Origin of the sequence: Paenibacillus sp. Root444D2, assembly GCF_001426375.1 — a bacterium.
Lineage (GTDB): Bacteria > Bacillota > Bacilli > Paenibacillales > NBRC-103111 > Paenibacillus_E.
On sequence record NZ_LMEO01000002.1, the window covers coordinates 64,662 to 84,064 of the forward strand.

The 19,403-nt window shown below is 46.3% G+C and carries 12 protein-coding genes; 3 read left to right on the forward strand and 9 right to left on the reverse strand.

The features are described from left to right. Positions 1 to 29 precede the first annotated feature (29 nt). On the forward strand, positions 30 to 896 hold the full coding sequence (locus ASD40_RS02305; RefSeq protein WP_057301733.1) for a class I SAM-dependent methyltransferase: 867 nt from the start codon (positions 30 to 32) through the stop codon (positions 894 to 896). A gap of 2 nt (positions 897 to 898) precedes the next feature. Beyond that, a complete protein-coding gene (locus ASD40_RS02310; RefSeq protein WP_057301734.1) occupies positions 899 to 1,612 on the forward strand; it encodes an RluA family pseudouridine synthase in 714 nt (237 codons plus the stop codon). A 26-nt stretch (positions 1,613 to 1,638) separates the two neighbouring features. Here the strand turns inward: ASD40_RS02310 and ASD40_RS02315 are convergent, their stop codons facing one another. Next, positions 1,639 to 2,043, reverse strand: a complete 405-nt coding sequence (locus tag ASD40_RS02315; RefSeq protein WP_057301854.1) for a MarR family winged helix-turn-helix transcriptional regulator — start codon at positions 2,041 to 2,043, stop codon at positions 1,639 to 1,641. Between the two features lie 774 nt (positions 2,044 to 2,817). On the opposite strand from ASD40_RS02315, the gene ASD40_RS02320 reads away from it, so the two are divergent. Then, entirely contained in the window at positions 2,818 to 2,985 is a 168-nt protein-coding gene (locus tag ASD40_RS02320; protein WP_200957347.1) for a hypothetical protein, read from the forward strand. Here the strand turns inward: ASD40_RS02320 and gyrA are convergent. The 8 genes from gyrA to ASD40_RS02360 form a co-directional block, all read right to left on the reverse strand. After that, on the reverse strand, positions 2,976 to 5,417 hold the full coding sequence (gene gyrA / locus ASD40_RS02325; protein ID WP_057301735.1) for a DNA gyrase subunit A: 2,442 nt from the start codon (positions 5,415 to 5,417) through the stop codon (positions 2,976 to 2,978). The two genes, ASD40_RS02320 and gyrA, sit on opposite strands and share 10 nt — an antisense overlap. A 24-nt stretch (positions 5,418 to 5,441) precedes the next feature. Then, positions 5,442 to 7,409 (reverse strand): DNA topoisomerase IV subunit B, encoded by a 1,968-nt coding sequence (gene parE / locus ASD40_RS02330; protein ID WP_057301736.1) that lies wholly within the window; start codon positions 7,407 to 7,409, stop codon positions 5,442 to 5,444. Between the two features lie 28 nt (positions 7,410 to 7,437). Continuing rightward, complete coding sequence (locus ASD40_RS02335) at positions 7,438 to 8,430, reverse strand: ABC transporter permease (RefSeq protein WP_029193094.1); 993 nt, start codon at positions 8,428 to 8,430, stop codon at positions 7,438 to 7,440. 15 nt (positions 8,431 to 8,445) lie between these two features. Continuing rightward, positions 8,446 to 9,408 (reverse strand): ABC transporter ATP-binding protein, encoded by a 963-nt coding sequence (locus ASD40_RS02340; protein ID WP_057301737.1) that lies wholly within the window; start codon positions 9,406 to 9,408, stop codon positions 8,446 to 8,448. Between the two features lie 14 nt (positions 9,409 to 9,422). Next, positions 9,423 to 10,238, reverse strand: coding sequence for a GDSL-type esterase/lipase family protein (locus ASD40_RS02345; RefSeq protein ID WP_200957342.1), 816 nt, complete (start codon positions 10,236 to 10,238; stop codon positions 9,423 to 9,425). Between the two features lie 1,470 nt (positions 10,239 to 11,708). Then, positions 11,709 to 13,556 carry an ABC transporter ATP-binding protein gene (locus ASD40_RS02350; protein WP_057301739.1) on the reverse strand — a complete coding sequence of 616 codons (1,848 nt, stop codon included), beginning with the start codon at positions 13,554 to 13,556 and terminating at the stop codon, positions 11,709 to 11,711. Next, on the reverse strand, positions 13,553 to 15,394 hold the full coding sequence (locus ASD40_RS02355) for an ABC transporter ATP-binding protein (protein WP_082562033.1): 1,842 nt from the start codon (positions 15,392 to 15,394) through the stop codon (positions 13,553 to 13,555). Before ASD40_RS02355 ends, ASD40_RS02350 begins: the two co-directional genes overlap by 4 nt. A 270-nt stretch (positions 15,395 to 15,664) precedes the next feature. Beyond that, complete coding sequence (locus ASD40_RS02360) at positions 15,665 to 19,363, reverse strand: dynamin family protein (RefSeq protein ID WP_057301740.1); 3,699 nt, start codon at positions 19,361 to 19,363, stop codon at positions 15,665 to 15,667. Between the last annotated feature and the right edge of the window lie 40 nt (positions 19,364 to 19,403).

Genomic DNA, 19,403 nt, shown 5'->3' on the forward strand with positions numbered 1-19,403 from the left:
AGTATACAAGTTGAAGGATGGAATGCAGCATGTTTTATGCAAAAGACTGGGTTGATTATGAGCTCCTCGATACCGGCGGCGGCGAAAAGCTCGAGCGTTGGGGCACGATCGTCCTGAGAAGACCAGACCCACAAATCATTTGGCCGTTACAAAAAGAAACACCGGCATGGCGTCAAGCTGACGCTCATTATCATCGCAGCTCAAGCGGCGGCGGACAATGGGAGCAGCACGCGGAGCTTCCTGAGCGCTGGACGATTAACTATGACCAGAAGTTGTCCTTCTATATTAAGCCAACCAGCTTCAAGCATACGGGCTTATTCCCTGAGCAAGCAGTCAACTGGAAATGGATGATGGACAAAATCCAAGGAGCCGGACGTCCTATCAAAGTACTAAACCTGTTTGCCTATACAGGCGGGGCCTCACTGGCTTGCGCTTACGCAGGCGCCGAAGTTTGCCATGTGGATGCCTCCAAAGGAGTCGTTCAATGGGCTAAGGAAAATCTGCATCTAAGCGGCCTAGGCAGTCGTCCTGTTCGTTTTATCACGGATGACGTATTCAAATTCGTACAAAGAGAACAGCGCCGCGGAAGCAAGTACGATGCGATTATCATGGATCCTCCTTCCTACGGACGCGGACCCAATGGCGAGACTTGGAAATTGGAAGATGACCTCTTCCCTTTCATCCAGACCTGCCAATCGATTCTGACGGACAATCCGTTGTTCCTGTTGATCAACTCTTATACAACGGGTATCTCGGCTACTGTGCTCCAGAATATCTTAAGCATGGCGATGAAAGCCAAGCATGGCGGCACGATCTCCAGTGGCGAAATCGGCCTGCCGATCACCCACTCCGGCTTGATGCTCCCTTGCGGTATTCTGGGACGCTGGGAGGCGTAACGGTGGCAGCATCTAGAGATAGCTCGGGGGCATCACAAATTCCGATACTGTTCGAAGACAACCACATTCTTGTGGTTGAGAAGCCCGTCAACATGCCTACGCAGGAAGACGATTCACGTGATCCTGATCTGCTGAATGTGCTGAAGGCTGATCTGAAGCACCGTCATAACAAGCCCGGCAATGTGTACCTCGGGCTTGTACACCGGCTGGATCGTCCCGTTGGCGGCGTGATGGTATTCGCCAAAACGTCAAAAGCCGCGTCCAGACTATCTGACGCGGTAAGAACGAGGCAGCTCGACAAGACGTACGTCGCTGTCGTGCATGGAAAGCCGCCACAGTCGTCCGCTACGCTGCGTCACTGGCTTTGGAAGGACACGCGGACGAATACCGTCAGCGTGGTCAGAGAAGGCCAGCAGGACGCCAAGGAGGCTGTGCTGGACTATAAGCTGCTCGGCAGCCAAGATGGGCTCAGCTTGATCCAGATCAAGCTGCACACCGGGCGGCCGCATCAAATCCGCGTGCAGCTGGCAGCCATCGGCTGCACGCTCTACGGCGACCAGCGCTACGGCAGCGCGGTCAACAAGCCCGGCCAGCAGCTTGCGCTGTGGGCCACGGCTCTTGCCTTTGAGCATCCAACGCTCAAAGAGACGCTGCGCTTTCGGTCGCTGCCGCCGATGCAGCGGCCTTGGAGCGAATTTACACTCCCAGAGTTGTAAATTCGCCTCAAACCTTTGAGTCGCTATTAATTGGCGACCTTCCCAAGCAAATAAATAAGCAATTTCTGATTATGGGCGGAAACGCGGCTCAGGTACGAATCCAACAGTTGTTCCCGGATTCTCATACCTCTCTCGCATTCCGCCTTTCCTTTTTCCGTGACGTTGACCCAAACGATACGGCGGTCCTTCTCATCCCGCTCCCTTGCGATCAATTCACTTTTCTCCATCCGATCTAACAATGTTGTCACAGCTGCAGGCGTTGTGGATAAATATTCGATTAAATCAGAAGGCTTCATCCGTTCATTCGTCATAAGCAGCTCCAACACGTTAAGCTGTCCTTCTGTAATAGTAGGAGCTAATCCTACCTCCATCTGGTTTTTCAATTCCTTAGACAATTTCAACCATAGCTTCCCAAATTCATCGGAATACAACCTCATCAACTCGCTTCCAACATCTCCTAAGGCAAGTATAGCACGCCTTTTCTTTGGTTTAAAGGTTAATGCCATTAATATTTTCAGACAAAAGCTGCACCGTTTGAGACATGCTGTGGCTTGCTGTCGATCCCTCCATTACTTTGTCCGTTTAACAAGAAATTGGCCATGCTTCTCGACTTCTTTTAACACCTCGCCCACTACTTACATATACTGTGATCGCAGGTATGTACAGATTTTACGAATGAAAACAGTTTCTATGCTTAGTAATTATCACTAAAAGGGGACTATCGATTCCTTCGCACAACTGGTAGGCATAACTCAAAAATCAATTTTATAGTCTTTCAGCATCCTCGTGAAGATCGATGGGCTATTTTTGTTGCGAAATGGCTTGTATAGGACCAAATTATTGTACATCACAGACTGTCGATTGATTCATTATGCCTCCACACAACCAGACTGGCATTCATAACTCTAAAATGCGATGGTCATTCAGCTAGATAGGCTATAGTAATTACCAATGTTGTATGTTCTACAACAATTCAAACGCCAAAAGGCCATTTTTCAACTTGAAGTTGCATTTCGTACAACATTTTGAGCACATTTGTTGCAAAATCGCCTATATCGAGCTCAATTGTTGTACATTGTGCAACACCGATGGGTAAGAGGCCGGATCTAGGCAGTAATTGTTGCACTTTCTGCAACTTCGACGATCTCAAAGGTCTTATTTTTACGATGATAATTTCTGAAGAAAACTCAAAGGAGTGGTTTAAGGTGGAAGCTTGGAAAATAGAGCTTGGTAAAAAGGCACTAGAGGCTGGCATAATGAAAGACCCACAGTGGCTGGATCGATTAGACGAACCGATGCCCCTGTGGGTCCTATTGGAGTTAGCTTTTATGCTCATTGAGAAGCTGGATCCACCTACAGTCAGCTATGATTGAGGGAATCTCAAGATCTCAACGATCGCATCTGTTTTGGAAACAGGTATAAGTTGTTTACCTTGTGCTTTTCGATCCTCCAGAGGTGCTGTCTCTGTTGAGAAACGCAGCTTCTCCCCATTACTCATGACAGCCGTAATGAGATAATCCATTTTCACGATAAATGTGCGTATTAACGCTGAACCATTAGGTCTCACACGCTTGCCTTCTTTAAATTCAAAGGTAAGTATGCCCTTTCCGCCGCGTCCTTGGATGGGATAGTCCACAACTAGGGAACGCTTCGCATACCCGAGGTCCGAGATGACCAACACTTCTCCCTCATCCCCATAAATCCACTCGGCCGAGACGACCTCATCGTCTTCCTTGAGCTGGATGCCGCGCACACCCGCGGCCGCACGGCCCATCGGGTTCACTTCCTCCTCACGGAAACGGATACTCATGCCCTGCTTCGTGACAAGCAATATTTCTTTCGTATTGTCACTTAGGTGTACGCGAAGGACTTCATCACTGTCACCTAGCTTACAAGCAACGATTCCGTTTGAGCGGTTCGTCATATATTCTTTCAGCTCTGTACGCTTCACTTGTCCTTTGCGTGTGACGAACACAAGCGACTTGGTCGGATCCTCAAAGCCCTTCACTGGAATAACGTTTACTATACGATCTTCCTTGGCAATAGGAATGACATTTACAATCGCAGTGCCGTTCTCTTTCCACTTATACTCAGGAACTTGATGGACAGGCAGTAAGTAATATTGACCTTTCTTCGTGAAGATCAACAAGCTTTCGATCGTGTTCACGTCGAGCAGGAAGCGCAAGTAATCGCCTTCCTTGAGTCCTGTGTTCTCGAGTTCTCCGCCTGAACGTGTGAACGAAAGCTTGCTCGTCCGTTTCAGGTAACCTTCATTCGACAACGTAACAAGGACGTCTTCCGCGTTGACGAGTACCTCGAGATTAACCTTCAACTCTTCCACTTCGCCTTGAATATCCGAGCGGCGGTCGATGCCATACTTCTTTCGGATTTCGCCCATTTCATCTTTAATTACGCCTAACAGCTTCTTCAAGCTGCCAAGAATACCACGTAAGTAGGCAATTGTTTTCTCTACATCTTTCAACTCTTTTTCAAGCGTTGTGATTTCTAAATTCGTTAATCGGTATAATTGCAAAACAAGAATAGCATCTGCTTGTCGCTCCGAGAATCCAAACTTCTCAACAAGGTTGTTTTGCGCATCTTGCCGATTCTTGGAAGCTTTAATCGTTGCGATAACTTCATCCAAGATGTTAAGAGCTTTAACAAGTCCCTCTAATACATGTGCACGGTCTTCGGCTTTCTCAAGCTCGTATTGGGAGCGGAATGTAACAACTTCCTTCTGATGCCCAATATAAGCTTCAAGAATTTCACGAATACCCAATTGACGAGGCGCTTTATTCACAATCGCAACCATATTGAAATTATAGGTCACTTGCAAGTCAGTCTTCTTCAGTAAGTAAGCTAAAATACCCTGGGCATCAGCTTCCTTCTTAAGCTCCACAACAATCCGCAACCCATTACGACCGCTTTCATCGCGTACTTCGGCAATTCCTTCTATTTTCTTTTCAAGCCGAATGTTCTCCATGGCCGTAACCAGACGAGATTTGACTACTTGATAAGGGATTTCCGTGATGACAATTTGTTGTCTGCCGCCGCGCATATCTTCTATCGCTGTTTTGGAACGTATGTAAATACGGCCTTTTCCCGTGCGATAAGCTTCGCGAATGCCTTCCTCACCCATGATAATGCCTGAAGTAGGAAAATCGGGTCCTTTAACGATCGTCATCAATTCTTCGACGCTGATCTCAGGCTTGTCGATCATGGCTGTGCAAGCATCAATAATTTCACGTAAATTATGCGGTGGAATTTCCGTTGCGAATCCAGCCGAAATTCCAGTAACACCATTTACCAGTAAGTTCGGATACCGCGCTGGAAGCACGACGGGCTCCTTCGTGGAATTATCGAAATTATCCTTGAACATGACCGTACGTTTCTCGATATCACGCAGAAGTTCCATTGCGATCTCAGAAAGTCTCGCCTCTGTGTAACGCATAGCTGCCGGTGGATCATCATCCATGGATCCCCAGTTTCCATGGCCATCCACGAGCGTGTGGCCCATCTTCCACGGCTGCGCCATACGAACCATACCATCATAGATGGAAGCATCTCCATGCGGATGGTAATTCCCCATGACATCACCGACGGTTTTGGCCGATTTACGATAAGGTTTATCAGGGGTATTGCCAGAGTCGTACATCGCGTACAATACACGTCGTTGTACAGGTTTCAAACCATCCCTTACATCTGGAATCGCGCGATCCTGAATAATATATTTAGAATAACGCCCGAAACGATCGCCAACGATCTCCTCCAGATAGGCAGGTAAAAACTCTTCTAATATGCTCATCTTTCATTCACCACTCTTTTTGGTCTACTCTACATATTCGGTAAAATCGACGTTCTCGATAATCCACCGCTTGCGTGGATCTACCTTATCGCCCATTAATGTTGTTACTCGTCTTTCTGCTTTAGCGGGATCTTCAATTTGTACTTGCAGCAAAGTACGGCTTTCCGGATTCATCGTCGTTTCCCACAACTGCTCTGGATTCATCTCACCAAGACCCTTATAACGCTGAAGCTCGGTATTCTTACCAAGTTCTTTGACAACAACCTGAAGTTGATCGTCCGTCCAAGCGTACTTGTGTCCACCATTCTTGCCTTTTCTTGTCACTTTATAAAGCGGAGGCTGTGCGATGTACACCTTGCCCTGATCGATTAATGGCTTCATATAGCGGTAAAAGAAGGTCAAAAGCAGGACTTGAATGTGCGCACCGTCTGTGTCTGCATCTGTCATAATAATAATTTTGCCGTAATTCATTTCTTCTGCTTCGAATTCAGAGCCAACTCCAGCCCCAATAGCTGCGATGATCGCTTTGTACTCGTCATTTTTCATAATATCGAGAAGCTTGGATTTCTCGGGATTCATCGGTTTTCCTTTGAGCGGTAAAATCGCCTGGTGCTTGGAATCACGCCCTTGCTTCGCTGAACCGCCAGCGGAATCTCCTTCGACAATGAACAACTCATTGCGCTGCAAATCCTTCGATTGTGCAGGGGTCAGCTTACCATTCAGGTTCGAGCTCTCACTCTTTCCTTTTTTACCGCTGCGAATTTCTTCCCGCGCTTTACGAGCCGCTTCCCGTGCTTTGGAAGCTTGTACAGCCTTCTTCAGCATCATTTGCGCGATTTGCGGATTTTCCTCCAAGAAAACTGTCATTTTATCGGAAACGACCGCATCTACAGCACTTCTTGCATTCGCGCTTCCAAGCTGATCTTTCGTTTGACCAACGAATTCAACATCGCCCATCTTGATATTGATAACAACCATCATACCTTCCCGAAGGTCGGTACCATCGAGATTTTTTTCTTTTTCTTTGATAATGCCCCCTTTACGGGCATATTCATTCATGACGCGTGTATAAGCTGTCTTAAAACCGGTCTCATGGGTACCGCCGCCGCGGGTAGGGATTGAGTTTACGAAGGAAGCGATCGTTTCCGTATAACCATCATTGTACTGCAAGGCCACTTCTACTTCGATTTCATCCTTTTCTGAAGCAAAGTGAATCACAGGATGAAGAACGGTTTTCTCTTCGTTCAGGAATTCAACAAATTGACTTGCTCCACCCTCATATTGAAAAGTGTCCAACTTATCCGAACGTTCATCTTTCAAGTTAACGAGCAATCCTGAGTTAAGAAAAGCAATTTCTTGCAAACGTTCTGCTAAAGTATCGTAGTTTATCGTTGTGCCGCCTTGAAATACACGTTTGTCAGGCTTGAAAGTAACTTTCGTACCTGTGCGATTCGTATTCCCTACGACCTCGAGTCCGGTAACCGGTTCACCAACATGCTCGATTCCTGCATCGTCGACCCAATATTCAAAGCGCATTTTATGCACTTTGCCATCCCGGTAAATTTCGACTTCCAGCCATTCGGATAAAGCATTCGTGACCGATGCGCCAACACCATGGAGTCCGCCAGACTTCTTATAGCCTGATCCGCCAAATTTGCCGCCGGCATGCAAAATTGTAAATACAACTTGTGGAGTTGGTACACCGGTCTTATGCATACCGGTTGGAATCCCCCTGCCATTATCCTGAACCGTAATGGACTGATCTTTATGTATCGTCACATTAATCTTGGAACAATGTTTGGCAAGATGCTCGTCAACTGCGTTGTCCACGATCTCCCAGATCAGGTGATGTAGTCCTGATGCACTTGTACTACCAATATACATCCCTGGTCTTTTACGAACCGCTACAAGACCTTCCAGGACTTGTATATCGTCAGCCTCATAATTCGATGTTGGGGCTATTCCTTTCGCAAATTCTAGCTGCTCGGACATTGAAGCCCTCCTTTATCTAATATAACCGTTAATTCAAAACATCTTTTCGTGAAAATACCGTAAAGGAAACAATGAGTGAAGCGATCGCCCACACACTTAAAACACTTAGAGAGAAGGTCAAGTCCATCCCTTTTATTGGCGGAAGGCCACCTGTTAAATACTTAGTTAAGTCTAAATTGACCATAAACAAATATTTCGCAGTTTCCCATGAAGATACCATGTTCGAAAGAATGGTCCCTGATATTAATACGGCAAGCATGACCCCCATACCTGCTGCAGTGGAACGGATGAGAACGGATAGCATTAGTGACATGAGTGCAACAACTAATGCTGAGAACCAAACCAATCCAAACTCCATGATAAGAAAGAACCATTGATCAACTGCACGTACAAGACTGAAATCCACTTCCGTACCTGTCAGCTGAATACCTGTAAATACAGGCATCGTCCATCCGTTATAGCCGAAAACAACACCAGAAATCAAATAACATAAGACACCAGTGGACAATACGGTTAGCGAAGTAAAGAAGACAACCGTAATTAATTTACTCAATAGGATTTTCCATCGCCGGACCGGTCTTGTCAACAATAATTTAATAGTCCCCGTAGAATGCTCAGATGATACGATGTCAGCGGAAATGACCATGATAATGAGCGGTATGAATAAACCGACCGCATTTTTCACAAACTCGCGTGTAAAAGTAACCGCATTCGGTGTACTCGGATCTACATCCTTTTCAAGATAATAGTTAGCGATTTGAATTTGCACTCTAAGCTGTTGTTTCCACTCATCCGGCGTTCGAGCCGAGCTTAAACGCTTTTCCCAGTCGGCAATTTTCTGCCGTTGGTCCGCCTTCCAATCCGTCGTACCAAACTGCTTTTGTGTATTTTGGGCAACTCGCATTTGAGCATAAGTGAACATAGGGATTAATGCAAGAAGTATAAGTAGGATAACATAAAAGCGCTTTTTCTTAATCATTTTAATACATTCATTCTTGACAAGGGCATATAAACTAAGCAATTCTTTCACCTTCCCCTACTCAATTCTTTCACCTTCGGTTAGGCTCAAGAACAAATCTTCCAGTGTTGGATTTTTGATTTCTACAGCAAACAGGCTAATTCCTGCTTCCATCAAATGCTGACTTACCTGCGGGACGTTTTCCTTGTCCATTTGAGTAACGATTTGTTTCACCGCCAAGGGCAAGCCGATTGGACTTTCTTGAGAAATTTCCTCAATGGCGTGCACAAGCGGCGACGCCTCTAAAAGCCCCTCGGCCTTGTCGGCCGGAGACACGGACCACACCACTTTGCCGCCTTGAGCGACCAAATCATCGACAGCACCCACTTGAATGACTTCACCATGACTAATGATGGCAACACGATGGCACATCTGTTGAATCTCGCTGAGCAAGTGACTGGACACAAACAAGCTTAGTCCACCCGCGGCCAAACGCTGAATGAACTCCCTCATTTCCTTAATTCCCTGTGGATCAAGACCATTCGTAGGCTCGTCCAATATCAACAAACTAGGCCGTCCAAGCAGTGCCTGAGCAATACCGAGTCGTTGCCGCATACCAAGGGAATAAGTACGAACCTTATCATGAATACGTTGATCCATGGAGACGATCTCAACGACCTCTTGGATTCGTTTATCGTCGACATTCGGCAGCATTCTTGCAAAATGCTCAAGATTTTCCCAACCTGTCAAATAAGAATATAGCTCGGGATTCTCGACGATACAACCGACATGGCGCATCGCTTGATTATGCTCCTTGTGAACATCGTGCCCACAAATCTGAATAGACCCTTCAGTCGGACGTATTAAATCAACGAGCATACGAATCGTCGTTGTTTTGCCTGACCCATTGGGTCCTAAGAAACCGAAGATTTCACCTGCGTATACATCAAAAGAAATCCCTTTGATAATCTCTTTATTTTTAATTCGTTTTTTTAAATTTTTCACAGATAAAACCGTCGTCGGTACTGCTGCTACTGCCATCTGCTTGGCCTCCCCTACTTTAGAATTTGAACAATCCGATCGGCAATGCGTTCATAGCCGTCCCCGTTTGGATGAAAATGATCGGCTGAGGACAAATATTTGATCAAATTTTGTTCAAACAAATCATAGGTTGGGACAATGGCCATATGAGGATAACGATTCATCATTTCAAAGACACGGTTATTCCAACGCTGTACAATAAGCGAACCTTCTTTTTTGGGATCTAAATCAAGAAAAGGATGATATAAGCCAACATACAACACAGTTGCATTCGGATTGGCCTTATTAATTGCTTGAATGACCTTATCCATTTTGGCCAGCGCAGGTTCTACGCGTTTCAGCGCACCCTCTGGGTTAAACTCCGTCTGATTTTCTCCTTTAAAAAGCCCTTCCCCACCAGCAAAAATGTCATTGCCACCAATCGTGAGTAAAATGATATCCGCCTGAGCGAGTGCATCCTGCGTCTTTTTCAGTGCTAGATCTGAGAGAAGTTGGTCACTCTTATAGCCTGGAATCGCCAGATTATTAAGCACGAATACTGGCTTACCGCTTTCCTTCTCCAGCTTTTCCCGGACACGTCCAACGTATCCTTTGCCAGTGTTATCACCTGTTCCTGCAGTTAATGAATCTCCAAGTGCAACAATCTGAAGCTTACTTTTACTCTCAATCATTGTTTCTTTCTTAGGCGAAGTCGTTACAAGATTGAGGTCTCCGGTTGCTTTGGGAAACCATATTTGATTCGCCGCGTAAGCAAAGCCTACTGCGAAAACTATCGTAGATATCGAAGCTGTAAGGCCAATTGCGCCCCACATAAAACGAGATGATCTCAAGGAAGTCCCCTCCTGCGAATAAATGGCATAATTCACTCTAAGAGTATAGCTTCTTGAATAAATTTGCAAACATTACAATACGGATCGGGCCCGCAAGGGATCGTGAGTTACCCGTTTCATTTATTTTGAAAAAGCATGCTGCTTTCAAAGAAGCTGGCTCTATTTTATCAAAAATGCGTCTTTGGAGGGCGGCAGCAGCCTGAGACGATTGTTTAGGATGTCTCTTGGTAGTTCAACAGCGTATAGGCTGCTGTGATGGCCTATTTTACTCTGAAATCGTGGAGTAGGATGGTAGACAGAGAGCCGTTTTCCGAGATTTCGCTTGGTGATGATATTAAGAAAACCCTGGCCATTAGCCAGGTCCTTCGATTAACAGCACCTCCTAGCTACTTGAACATCTGCAACGATGTAAATCATCGTTACAGAGCAAGACACTCACGGCTGAGACATCTGCAACAATGTAAAACATCGTTGCAAGTTGCACGCAGCGCGGATGTCAGCGTTTTTTTCATCTGCAACGTTGAAAATCATCGTTACAGCGTGAGACTGCCACGGCTGAGACATCTGCAACGATGTAAAACATCGTTACAAGTTCCACGCAGCGCGGGAGCCAGCACTGTTTTCACCTGTAACGCTGGAAATTATCGTTACAGCGCAAGACAGCCACGGCTGAGACATCTGCAACGATGTAAAACATCGTTACAAGTTCCACGCAGCGCGGGTGTCAGCGCTTTTTTCATCTGCAACGCTGAAAATCATCGTTACAGCGCGAGACTGCCACGGCTGAGACATCTGCAACGATGTAAAACATCGTTACAAGTTCCACGCAGCGCGGGAGCCAGCACTGTTTTCACCTGCAACGCTGAAAATCATCGTTACAGCGCGAGACTGCCACGGCTGAGACATCTGCAACGATGTAAAACATCGTTACAAGCTGCACGCAACGCGGATGTCAGCGCTTTTTTCATCTGAACGCTGAAAATCATCGTTACCGCGCGAGACAGCCACGGCTGAGGCATTTGCAACGATGTAAAACATCGTTGCAAGTTCCACGCAACGCGGGAGCCAGCACTGTTTTCATATGCAACAATGTAAAACATCGTTGCAAGTTGCACGCAGCACGGATGTCAGCGCTTTTTTCATCTGCAACGATGTAAATCATCGTTACAAGCCACACGCAGCACGGATATCAGGCCTTATCCCACCTGTATTAAAGGGTTGCCTTCTGTCACCCAAAACATATAAATTCTTATCTTATGAGATAAGCTCGTAAACCGAGCTCTCACTTGTCGATGCTTACAATAGGCTCGGTTTCCGATCCTATTGCAAGGAAAATCATTGCGGAAAATGTAGGCTGAGAAGCTATTTCCCATCAACCCAATCAACTCACTTCCGTGCTCTAAACTTCCTCTATTCACCGAAAAAAGCCATTTAACCGCCGCAGCAGTTAAACAGCTTTATCTCAGAACCTTAAACCGCATCCTGCAAAAATTTGTATTGGGCTTGAATTAGTCCAAAGTAAATCTTTTGTTCTTTCATGAGTTCCTCATGATTACCGATCTCCATCATTCGCCCATGATCGAGCACTACGATTTTATCAGCATTCCGAATCGTAGAAAGTCTGTGTGCGACGATGAAGGAGGTTCGACCGGCAAGCAGCGTTTTGAGAGCTTCCTGAATTTTGAGCTCAGTATCCGTATCAATACTAGCCGTTGCTTCATCCAAGATAAGAACACGCGGGTTCGCAAGCAGTGCCCTGGCAAAGGATAACAACTGACGCTGCCCCATCGAGAGTACGTTACCGCGCTCTTGAACCTCTGTATCATATCCAGCCGGCAAACTCATGATAAAATCGTGCGCATGAACAGCCTTGGCTACAATCTCAATCTCTTCATTTGTAGCATCTAGCCGACCGAATCGGATATTATCCCGAATCGTACCAGAGAAAATAAACGTATCTTGAAGCACGACTCCGATCTGAGAACGCAAGCTTCGTATGGTTACATGACGAATATCCTGGCCATCGATTAGTATTTTGCCTTCATTTGGGTCATAGAAGCGGCATAATAAATTCATAATCGTACTTTTACCCGAACCTGTATGGCCAACTAACGCTATGGATTGCCCAGCCTGTACATCTAAATTAATGCCCTTGAGTGCAGGTCTGCCAGGCTCATACTCAAATACGAGATTCTCAAACTTCACATTCCCTTGGATACTTGATAAATCTTTAGCGCCTTCGATTTCAGCCACAGTTGGTTCCTCATCAATAAACTCGAAGATCCGCTCCGCTGAAGCCATTGCAATGAGCAGTTGGGAATACATTTGTCCTAAACGCGTAATAGGTTCCCAGAAATAGCCTATGTAAGTAGCGAATGCAACTAATAAACCGACCGATATTTCTTCCGTTTGAATTAAATGAGCACCTAGCCAGAACAGAATGCAATAGCCAACGGCTCCCGTAATTTCAATGAGTGGACCAAACGATTGATTGAGCATTGAAGCTCGGTTCCAAGACAACCGATTGACCATATTCATTTTGGTGAAGAATTGAATATTTTCTTTTTCTTGCGTATAGGCTTGTGTAACTTTGATGCCTTGTATGCATTCATTTAAATGAGCATTCAGACGGGATTGCTTCATCGTCACGTCCTGCCAAGCACGACGAATCTTTTTCCGAAGCTGAGTCGATATGAGGAACATAATCGGAACCGTCACGATAATCGACGCGCCTAATTTGAAATTAAACGTCAACAAAATAATAATAATGCCGCAGAGCTGCACAACATCAATTAATAAGTTAACAACACCGTTCGTAAACAAATCTTGCAAAGAATTCACATAGTTTGTAACTCGAACGAGCACAGAGCCTGCCGGACGTGTATCGAAGAAACGAAATGACAGCTTTTGAATATGACTGAATAAATCATGACGCAGATCGTAGATGACCCGCTGACCAATCATATTCGTATATTTAATACGGAATGTATTGGCTAGCCATTGAATGACATATACCGTAAGCATGATCCCAACGATTAGGAAAAGCAGATTCTTATCCTTAGGAATGATGGAATTATCAATAGCTTCACGAATGAGCAGTGGAATGGTAAGCTTGGTGATTGCTCCTACCAACATCATGATAATGATGATAGGCAGCATTTGTTTCTTATAAGGCTTCATATAACTAAATAAACGTTTCAACTGACCCCAATCAAAGGGCTTTTCAATCAGTTCATCATCTTGATATACGAATCGTTGCCCCGCTTGGGAATCTTCTCTTTTGGCAGATGCCTCGGCTTGCGTCGAATTAGTACTCAATGTGCTAACCTTCTTTCTTGCGATGGAGAATGGTTTAATGCTTCTAAATCCAAATCCAAACCCGAATCCTTTGTTGCCGCAGCCTGGCTGCTTGCAGCCGTTCTCTGAGGCCCATCCGCATACTGAATGTCATAGGTTTGACGGTAAAGTCCGTCCTGCTGCAGCAGATCCTGATGTGTGCCTCTTTGCACAATCCGTCCTTTATCCAGAACAATAATTTCATCAGCATGCTTCAAGGAAGATATCCGGTGAGCAATGATGAATGTTGTACGCCCTTTCATAACCTCGCCGAAGCCTGCTTGAATCTCATGTTCCGTTTCCATATCAACCGCACTAGTTGCGTCGTCCAGAACGAGAATTTTAGGATCTTTGATCAGCGCCCGAGCGATGGCAATCCGCTGCTTTTGACCTCCGGACAAGCCTAATCCGCGTTCACCAACAACCGTGTCGTAACCTTCCGGAAGCTCCATAATGAAATCATGCGCTTTGGACAACTTAGCTGCCCGAATAATGTCATCCATCGTCATATCTTTACGTCCATAAGAGATATTGTTTCGGATTGAAGAGGAAAACAAGAATGTTTCTTGGAAAACTGTAGCGATCTGATTGCGATAGCTTTCTACTTGCAAAGATCGAATATCTTGACCATCTAACATAACCTTGCCTTCTTTAACGTTATAAGCCCTCATTAGCAAGGAAATGACTGTTGTTTTACCCGAGCCTGTGCTGCCTAAAAGACCTATAACAGAACCAGGTGGAGCATCAACTGAGAAATCATAGAGTGCAGGTTGTTTTTCCGGATATGAAAATGTGACATGATCAAAACGTACATGACCTTTTACATGTTCACTCTTCAAAGCAATCGCACCTTCTTGATCTTTCACATGCATGTAATGATTCAAAACTTCCAAAATTTTCTCACCCGAAGCTTTGGTTTGTGTGAAGTTATTAATATGAAAGCCCAAACCCCACATCGGTCCAATGATGTACCAGATAAGACTGAAGCAAGCGACGAGTTCACCTAATGTAATGGTATTCTCGATCACCATGTATCCGCCAACTCCGAGCAAAGTGACGACACTTAAATTCGCCAATATCTCCATGATTGGAAAATACTTCGCCCAGATCCCTGAGGTCTCGATATTCATGGCTTTATAATCCTCATTGCGTGCTGAAAACTTCGTTACCTCATGAGGTTCACGCGCAAACGATTTCACCGTTCGAACCCCAGTAATATTTTCTTGTACCGCAGTAGTCATCGTACTGAGGGATTGACGTACCATTCGAAAAGCCGGATGAATTTTGCCTTCAAAACGAATGGCAGTAAACGCCAGAAAAGGCATTGTAATCATCGTAAGTAAAGCCAATTTCCAGTTAATCGAAAACATCATTCCCATACCGAAAACCAGCATCAACATCACGTTTAGGAGCTGAGCGAAGCCAAAGCCGATAAACTGTCGAATGGCCTCCAAATCAGCAGTCAATCTTGACATTAAGTCCCCTGTTCTTGCCTGATCATAATATTGAAAGGATAAGTACTGGAGCTTGTTGTACAGCGCATTACGCAAATGATACGCGACGCGGTTACCTAAACGGCCTCCGCATAAGCCATGAAGAAATTGAAACATCCCCTTCATTGAAACGACTAGTACGACTACAAGCGCAAGTCTGGGAACGAGCTCAAATTGTTTCTTCGTGATCACCTCGTCGATTAAATACCGTAGTAAATTCGGATAAACGAGACCGAGCGCGGTTGCCACCGCTAAACATGCAATTGCTCCAAAAAATAATTTTTTCTCTGGCCAAAAATACGGCTTCAGTTGCCTGAACACTTCCACTTTGGGGCCCCCTCCTCAAGAAGGATAAATTGGAAAAGCTTAGAAAGCGTTTTATTACCTAATGAATCTTAACACCATCCCTATTAGCGAGCAATCAGAGGATACGAGGATTTAAACGCTTAAATGCCCATAACTTCACAAAATCTTGCAGGAATCCCCCCTATTCTTTAAAATCATCCAGATAACCATCGATGTAAGCCCTTACATGGCAATACGTAATAAAGGGTTGGCCAAGTTCAATAGAACCCGACCAACCCTTTTGTTTAATCATTAAACAAAAGCCTTTAATTGATGCTGTTTGGATATAAGTTCGTTCAAATCAATCTTCATTTCGAGCGCATCGCGAAGCCCTTCTGCATGCTCATTCAGTTGTTGCAGCATCAGATTTTTCTGAGTTGCAAGCCAATTTTCCAACTGATTCGCATAAGCTTGTTCAAGCTCCATGGTTTGCTGCTCGATAAATTCGGCAACTGGTGTGTTCATCCGATTTTCCAAATCTGCTCTGAGCTTGCTTTTGCCATCGCCTTCGAAAAATTGCTTCGCATTTTTGAAATGACTTTGGAGCAGCTTCAAGGTTACATCTGGAACATCTAGTTTAGACGTAATTTCAGGTGTCACGAACTTATTTGATTCATACGTTCCACTTTCGAATCCTTCCATCAACTCACCAAGCTGCTCTTCCCAGCGCTTTACACGGCTCTTGCTAATCAGATTCATGCGATTTTCAACCCGAAGCGTTGTGGCTAATACCTCTTGGGATAAATCGTAGCCAATCATTCGCAGCAGCTCACTCCATGCAGATTGTAGAGCTTGCTTCGGATCTCTGGCATCATCCCTGAAGGTCGAAGGATTAAACGCATAATTGTATAATTCACCGAAGCGGTACATCGTGCGCTGTTTGACGTAATACAGAAGCTCCTGAATTTCTTTCTTTAATTCTTTGAGCTCCGCTTCATAAAGAGTACTTTCAAGAAGCTCTGTTCCGGCATTCTCCGCTTGTCCTAGCTTGGTTAACTGAAGCTTCCGTTCTTCCTCCCCGGACTGCGCACGCTCCAGCCATTGCTGCATAGTAGCAATCGCGCGATTAAGCTCTAAATTAGCTGCATGGATAGCGACATCACTAAGCTCATTGAACGTAAACTTCACGAACTCTTGCTCAAATGGCTGAATGCCAGATTGGGTAACCAACGCTTCGTTTCCTGTTATTTTACCTTCTGCGGCCAAATAACTGGATATTGGATAAATACGCGGATTCCGGATGCCATGCTGCAGCAAATTCGTTTCCACATGTTTAATTACGCCATTTAATTCTTCCGAGCTAGCGGCAAGGTCAGCCGCATTGACGATGAAAAACATTTTATCCATCTCAAAGCTGTCCTTCACACGTCCGAGCTGCAAAAGAAATTCGCGATCTGCTTGCGAGAAGGCGTGATTGTAATAAGTAACGAAAAGAATAGCATCCGCATTTTTAATATAGTTAAAAGCTACCCCGGTATGACGAGCATTTATGGAATCTGCCCCTGGCGTATCAACGAATATAATACCTTGTTCAGTCAATGGATTGGAATAATATAATTCGATAAATTCAACAAAACAGGACTTAGATTCGTCTGCAACATAGCTTGGGAACTCATCTTTTGTTATTTTCAGTTCTGTCCCTAAATGACCATGGGCTAGTGCCCAACCCTTCTCCACTGCCTTCAGGAAAGAATAGTGCGGCTTCCCTTTGGCCGTAACGTCCGCTGGAGAAAGGGCGCTTATGCGTTTGAGTGCTGATGTCATGTCTGTCGCCTGCACGCCGAGTATGTCCAAAGAATAGAGAACGTCCTGCATAATCGCTTCCGTCTTCTTCATTTTGACCTTGGCTGTGCCATGCGGCCAACCTTCCTGCGGCGGCATGATCTTGTTGATCGCCGCCGTCGTTGGATTCGGCGAAACCGGCAGCACTCTTTCCCCAATCAACGCATTGGCGAAAGAGGATTTGCCGGCGCTGAAGGCGCCGAACAGGGCAATTGTGAACGTCCGCTGCCGCAGACGTTCCGATTTCTCGCGCATGGAGCGCGCGATCGACCTCATCGACGGCAGGCCCTCGATGAGGCTTGAGGCCGCCTGCAAATCGGCGGCCTTGCGCTCCATGCGCCTACCGTGTTCACCCGAGGTGAACGCGGTAGGCGCTGATGACGCTGCCTCCACAGGGGCAGCGGTAGTGCCTGCGGCCGCCGATGCCGTGGCAGCGGCCTGCAGGATCGTGCCCATGGAGGTCACGTGCAGTCCCCCGCTTAGCGGGGCGGCTGCCGTCTCCTCCATGGCCGTGTACTGCTGCGCAGCCGGCAGCGCCGGCGCAGGCGGTCTAGGCCAGCTGGCCATGCGCAGCAGCTGGGCCTCTGCCTCCGCCTCGGCTTCCTCGAGGCGCTGCAGTTCCCGGCAAGCGCTGAGGCGCACGCCCAGCGCTTCGAGTTCTGCCGCAAGCGCGTCAGCCGCTTGCGCCCCCCCCTCGCGGACTGCAGCCGCGAGCAGATCAATCACCGCAAACGCCTGTTTGCGGTACTGCTGTTTAATATCAGATGACACCTGCTTCATGTAGTTGAGCGTATATTCGCCGCCGAAGGTTGCGCCAGCATTCACTTGCGCTCCAAGCCACTGTGTCGTTACGTCAACCTTCAGTGCTTCGATTTGCGCGGTAAGGGCAGGATCATGCTGCCCTTGCTCCTGAGCAGCCTTTTTCAAAGCATCCCTCAGATGCCAATCCAGCTGTGCTTCTACTTGCTCAGCCAAATCCGCCTGAAACGTTCCCAGGCGTTTCTCCGTCTCCAGAGCCGTTTGTGCAGCTCTAGAGAAAAAGCCTACCTTGAACCCAGGCTTACGGCTCTCCAAATACGCATGAGCCTGATCCCTGGTCAAGGCTGGTGTGATATTGGCATTCTCGATAATCATGCCAACTTCCTTACGGAGCGCCGCCGTTAACGCTTCCGGCCGTCCCTTCACCGCTGCAAACTCTTCCTGCTTCGCAGCAGCTTGCGCCTGAACCTCTTGCACGTCACCTACCTGGCTGATTTGCTCCATAAGCTCCGCCTTCTGCGGCTCATGCTGATCAGCCAACCACTTGCCGTGCTCTGCTGCAAGATAACGCGCGGATGCGTCGATGCTGAAGCTTCGCAGTTCATCACCGCGCTCAATCAAACGGCTTAGGAGCCATTGCAGCTTCGCATACTCATTATGCGGATGGTTTGGCTCCTTCATGGTTACGAACAGCAAATCGTCAGGCTCGATGCCCCAGCTTAGAAACGCTTGCTTCGTCCCCTCTTGATACTGTGCAAAAGGAAGCTCCCATTCTTTATGCTTATCAATCATATTTACAACCAAGTAGAGCGGCTTTCCCCACTCCTTCATCTTCTTCGTAAATGCAAGATTGACTTCGGATTGAACATGGTTGTAATCCATAACATAGAAAACTACATCGGCTAGATGTAAAGCCGACTCCGTAGATTGATGATGAGCATCATCCGTAGAATCGATCCCTGGAGTATCAAGCAGTGCCGTTTGACTGCCTAGAAATGGAATCGGATACGTAATCTCAACCGTTTCAATATCGGTACCATTGACGCAATACGCTTCTAATTCTTCCAGCGCAATCGTCTTCGGTTTTCCCAGATTATTTACTGTGCCATCCTTCATACGATGCGAAACATGTGCACCCGGTGACCCATTACGAATACTCACGATATTTGCACTTGTTGGAATCGGGCTGGACGGCAGCAAGGCGTGCCCACAAAGCTGATTAATCAGGGTCGATTTCCCTGCTGAGAAATGACCGCAGAACGCTATATTCATCCGTCCAGCGTCTATTTTATCTATCAGCTGACCAAGCTTGCTTGCGTTGTCGTAATCCCCTTTTGCTTGCAGATTAATCTGCATGTTTCTGATCGCATCCGGCATGACCGAGATGCTTATATCCACCATTTGCGTCATTCGTCCATTCCGCTCCTTATGATCCGTTCTTCTATCCAAA

Bases quoted from the DNA above. Each gene is read 5' to 3' on its own strand.
- ASD40_RS02305 (WP_057301733.1), top strand. From the start codon at position 30: ATGTTTTATGCAAAAGACTGGGTTGATTATGAGCTCCTCGATACCGGC.
- gyrA (WP_057301735.1), bottom strand. From the start codon at position 5,417: ATGAGCATATTAGAAGAGTTTTTACCTGCCTATCTGGAGGAGATCGTT.
- parE (WP_057301736.1), bottom strand. From the start codon at position 7,409: ATGTCCGAGCAGCTAGAATTTGCGAAAGGAATAGCCCCAACATCGAAT.
- ASD40_RS02340 (WP_057301737.1), bottom strand. From the start codon at position 9,408: ATGGCAGTAGCAGCAGTACCGACGACGGTTTTATCTGTGAAAAATTTA.
- ASD40_RS02360 (WP_057301740.1), bottom strand. From the start codon at position 19,363: ATGACGCAAATGGTGGATATAAGCATCTCGGTCATGCCGGATGCGATC.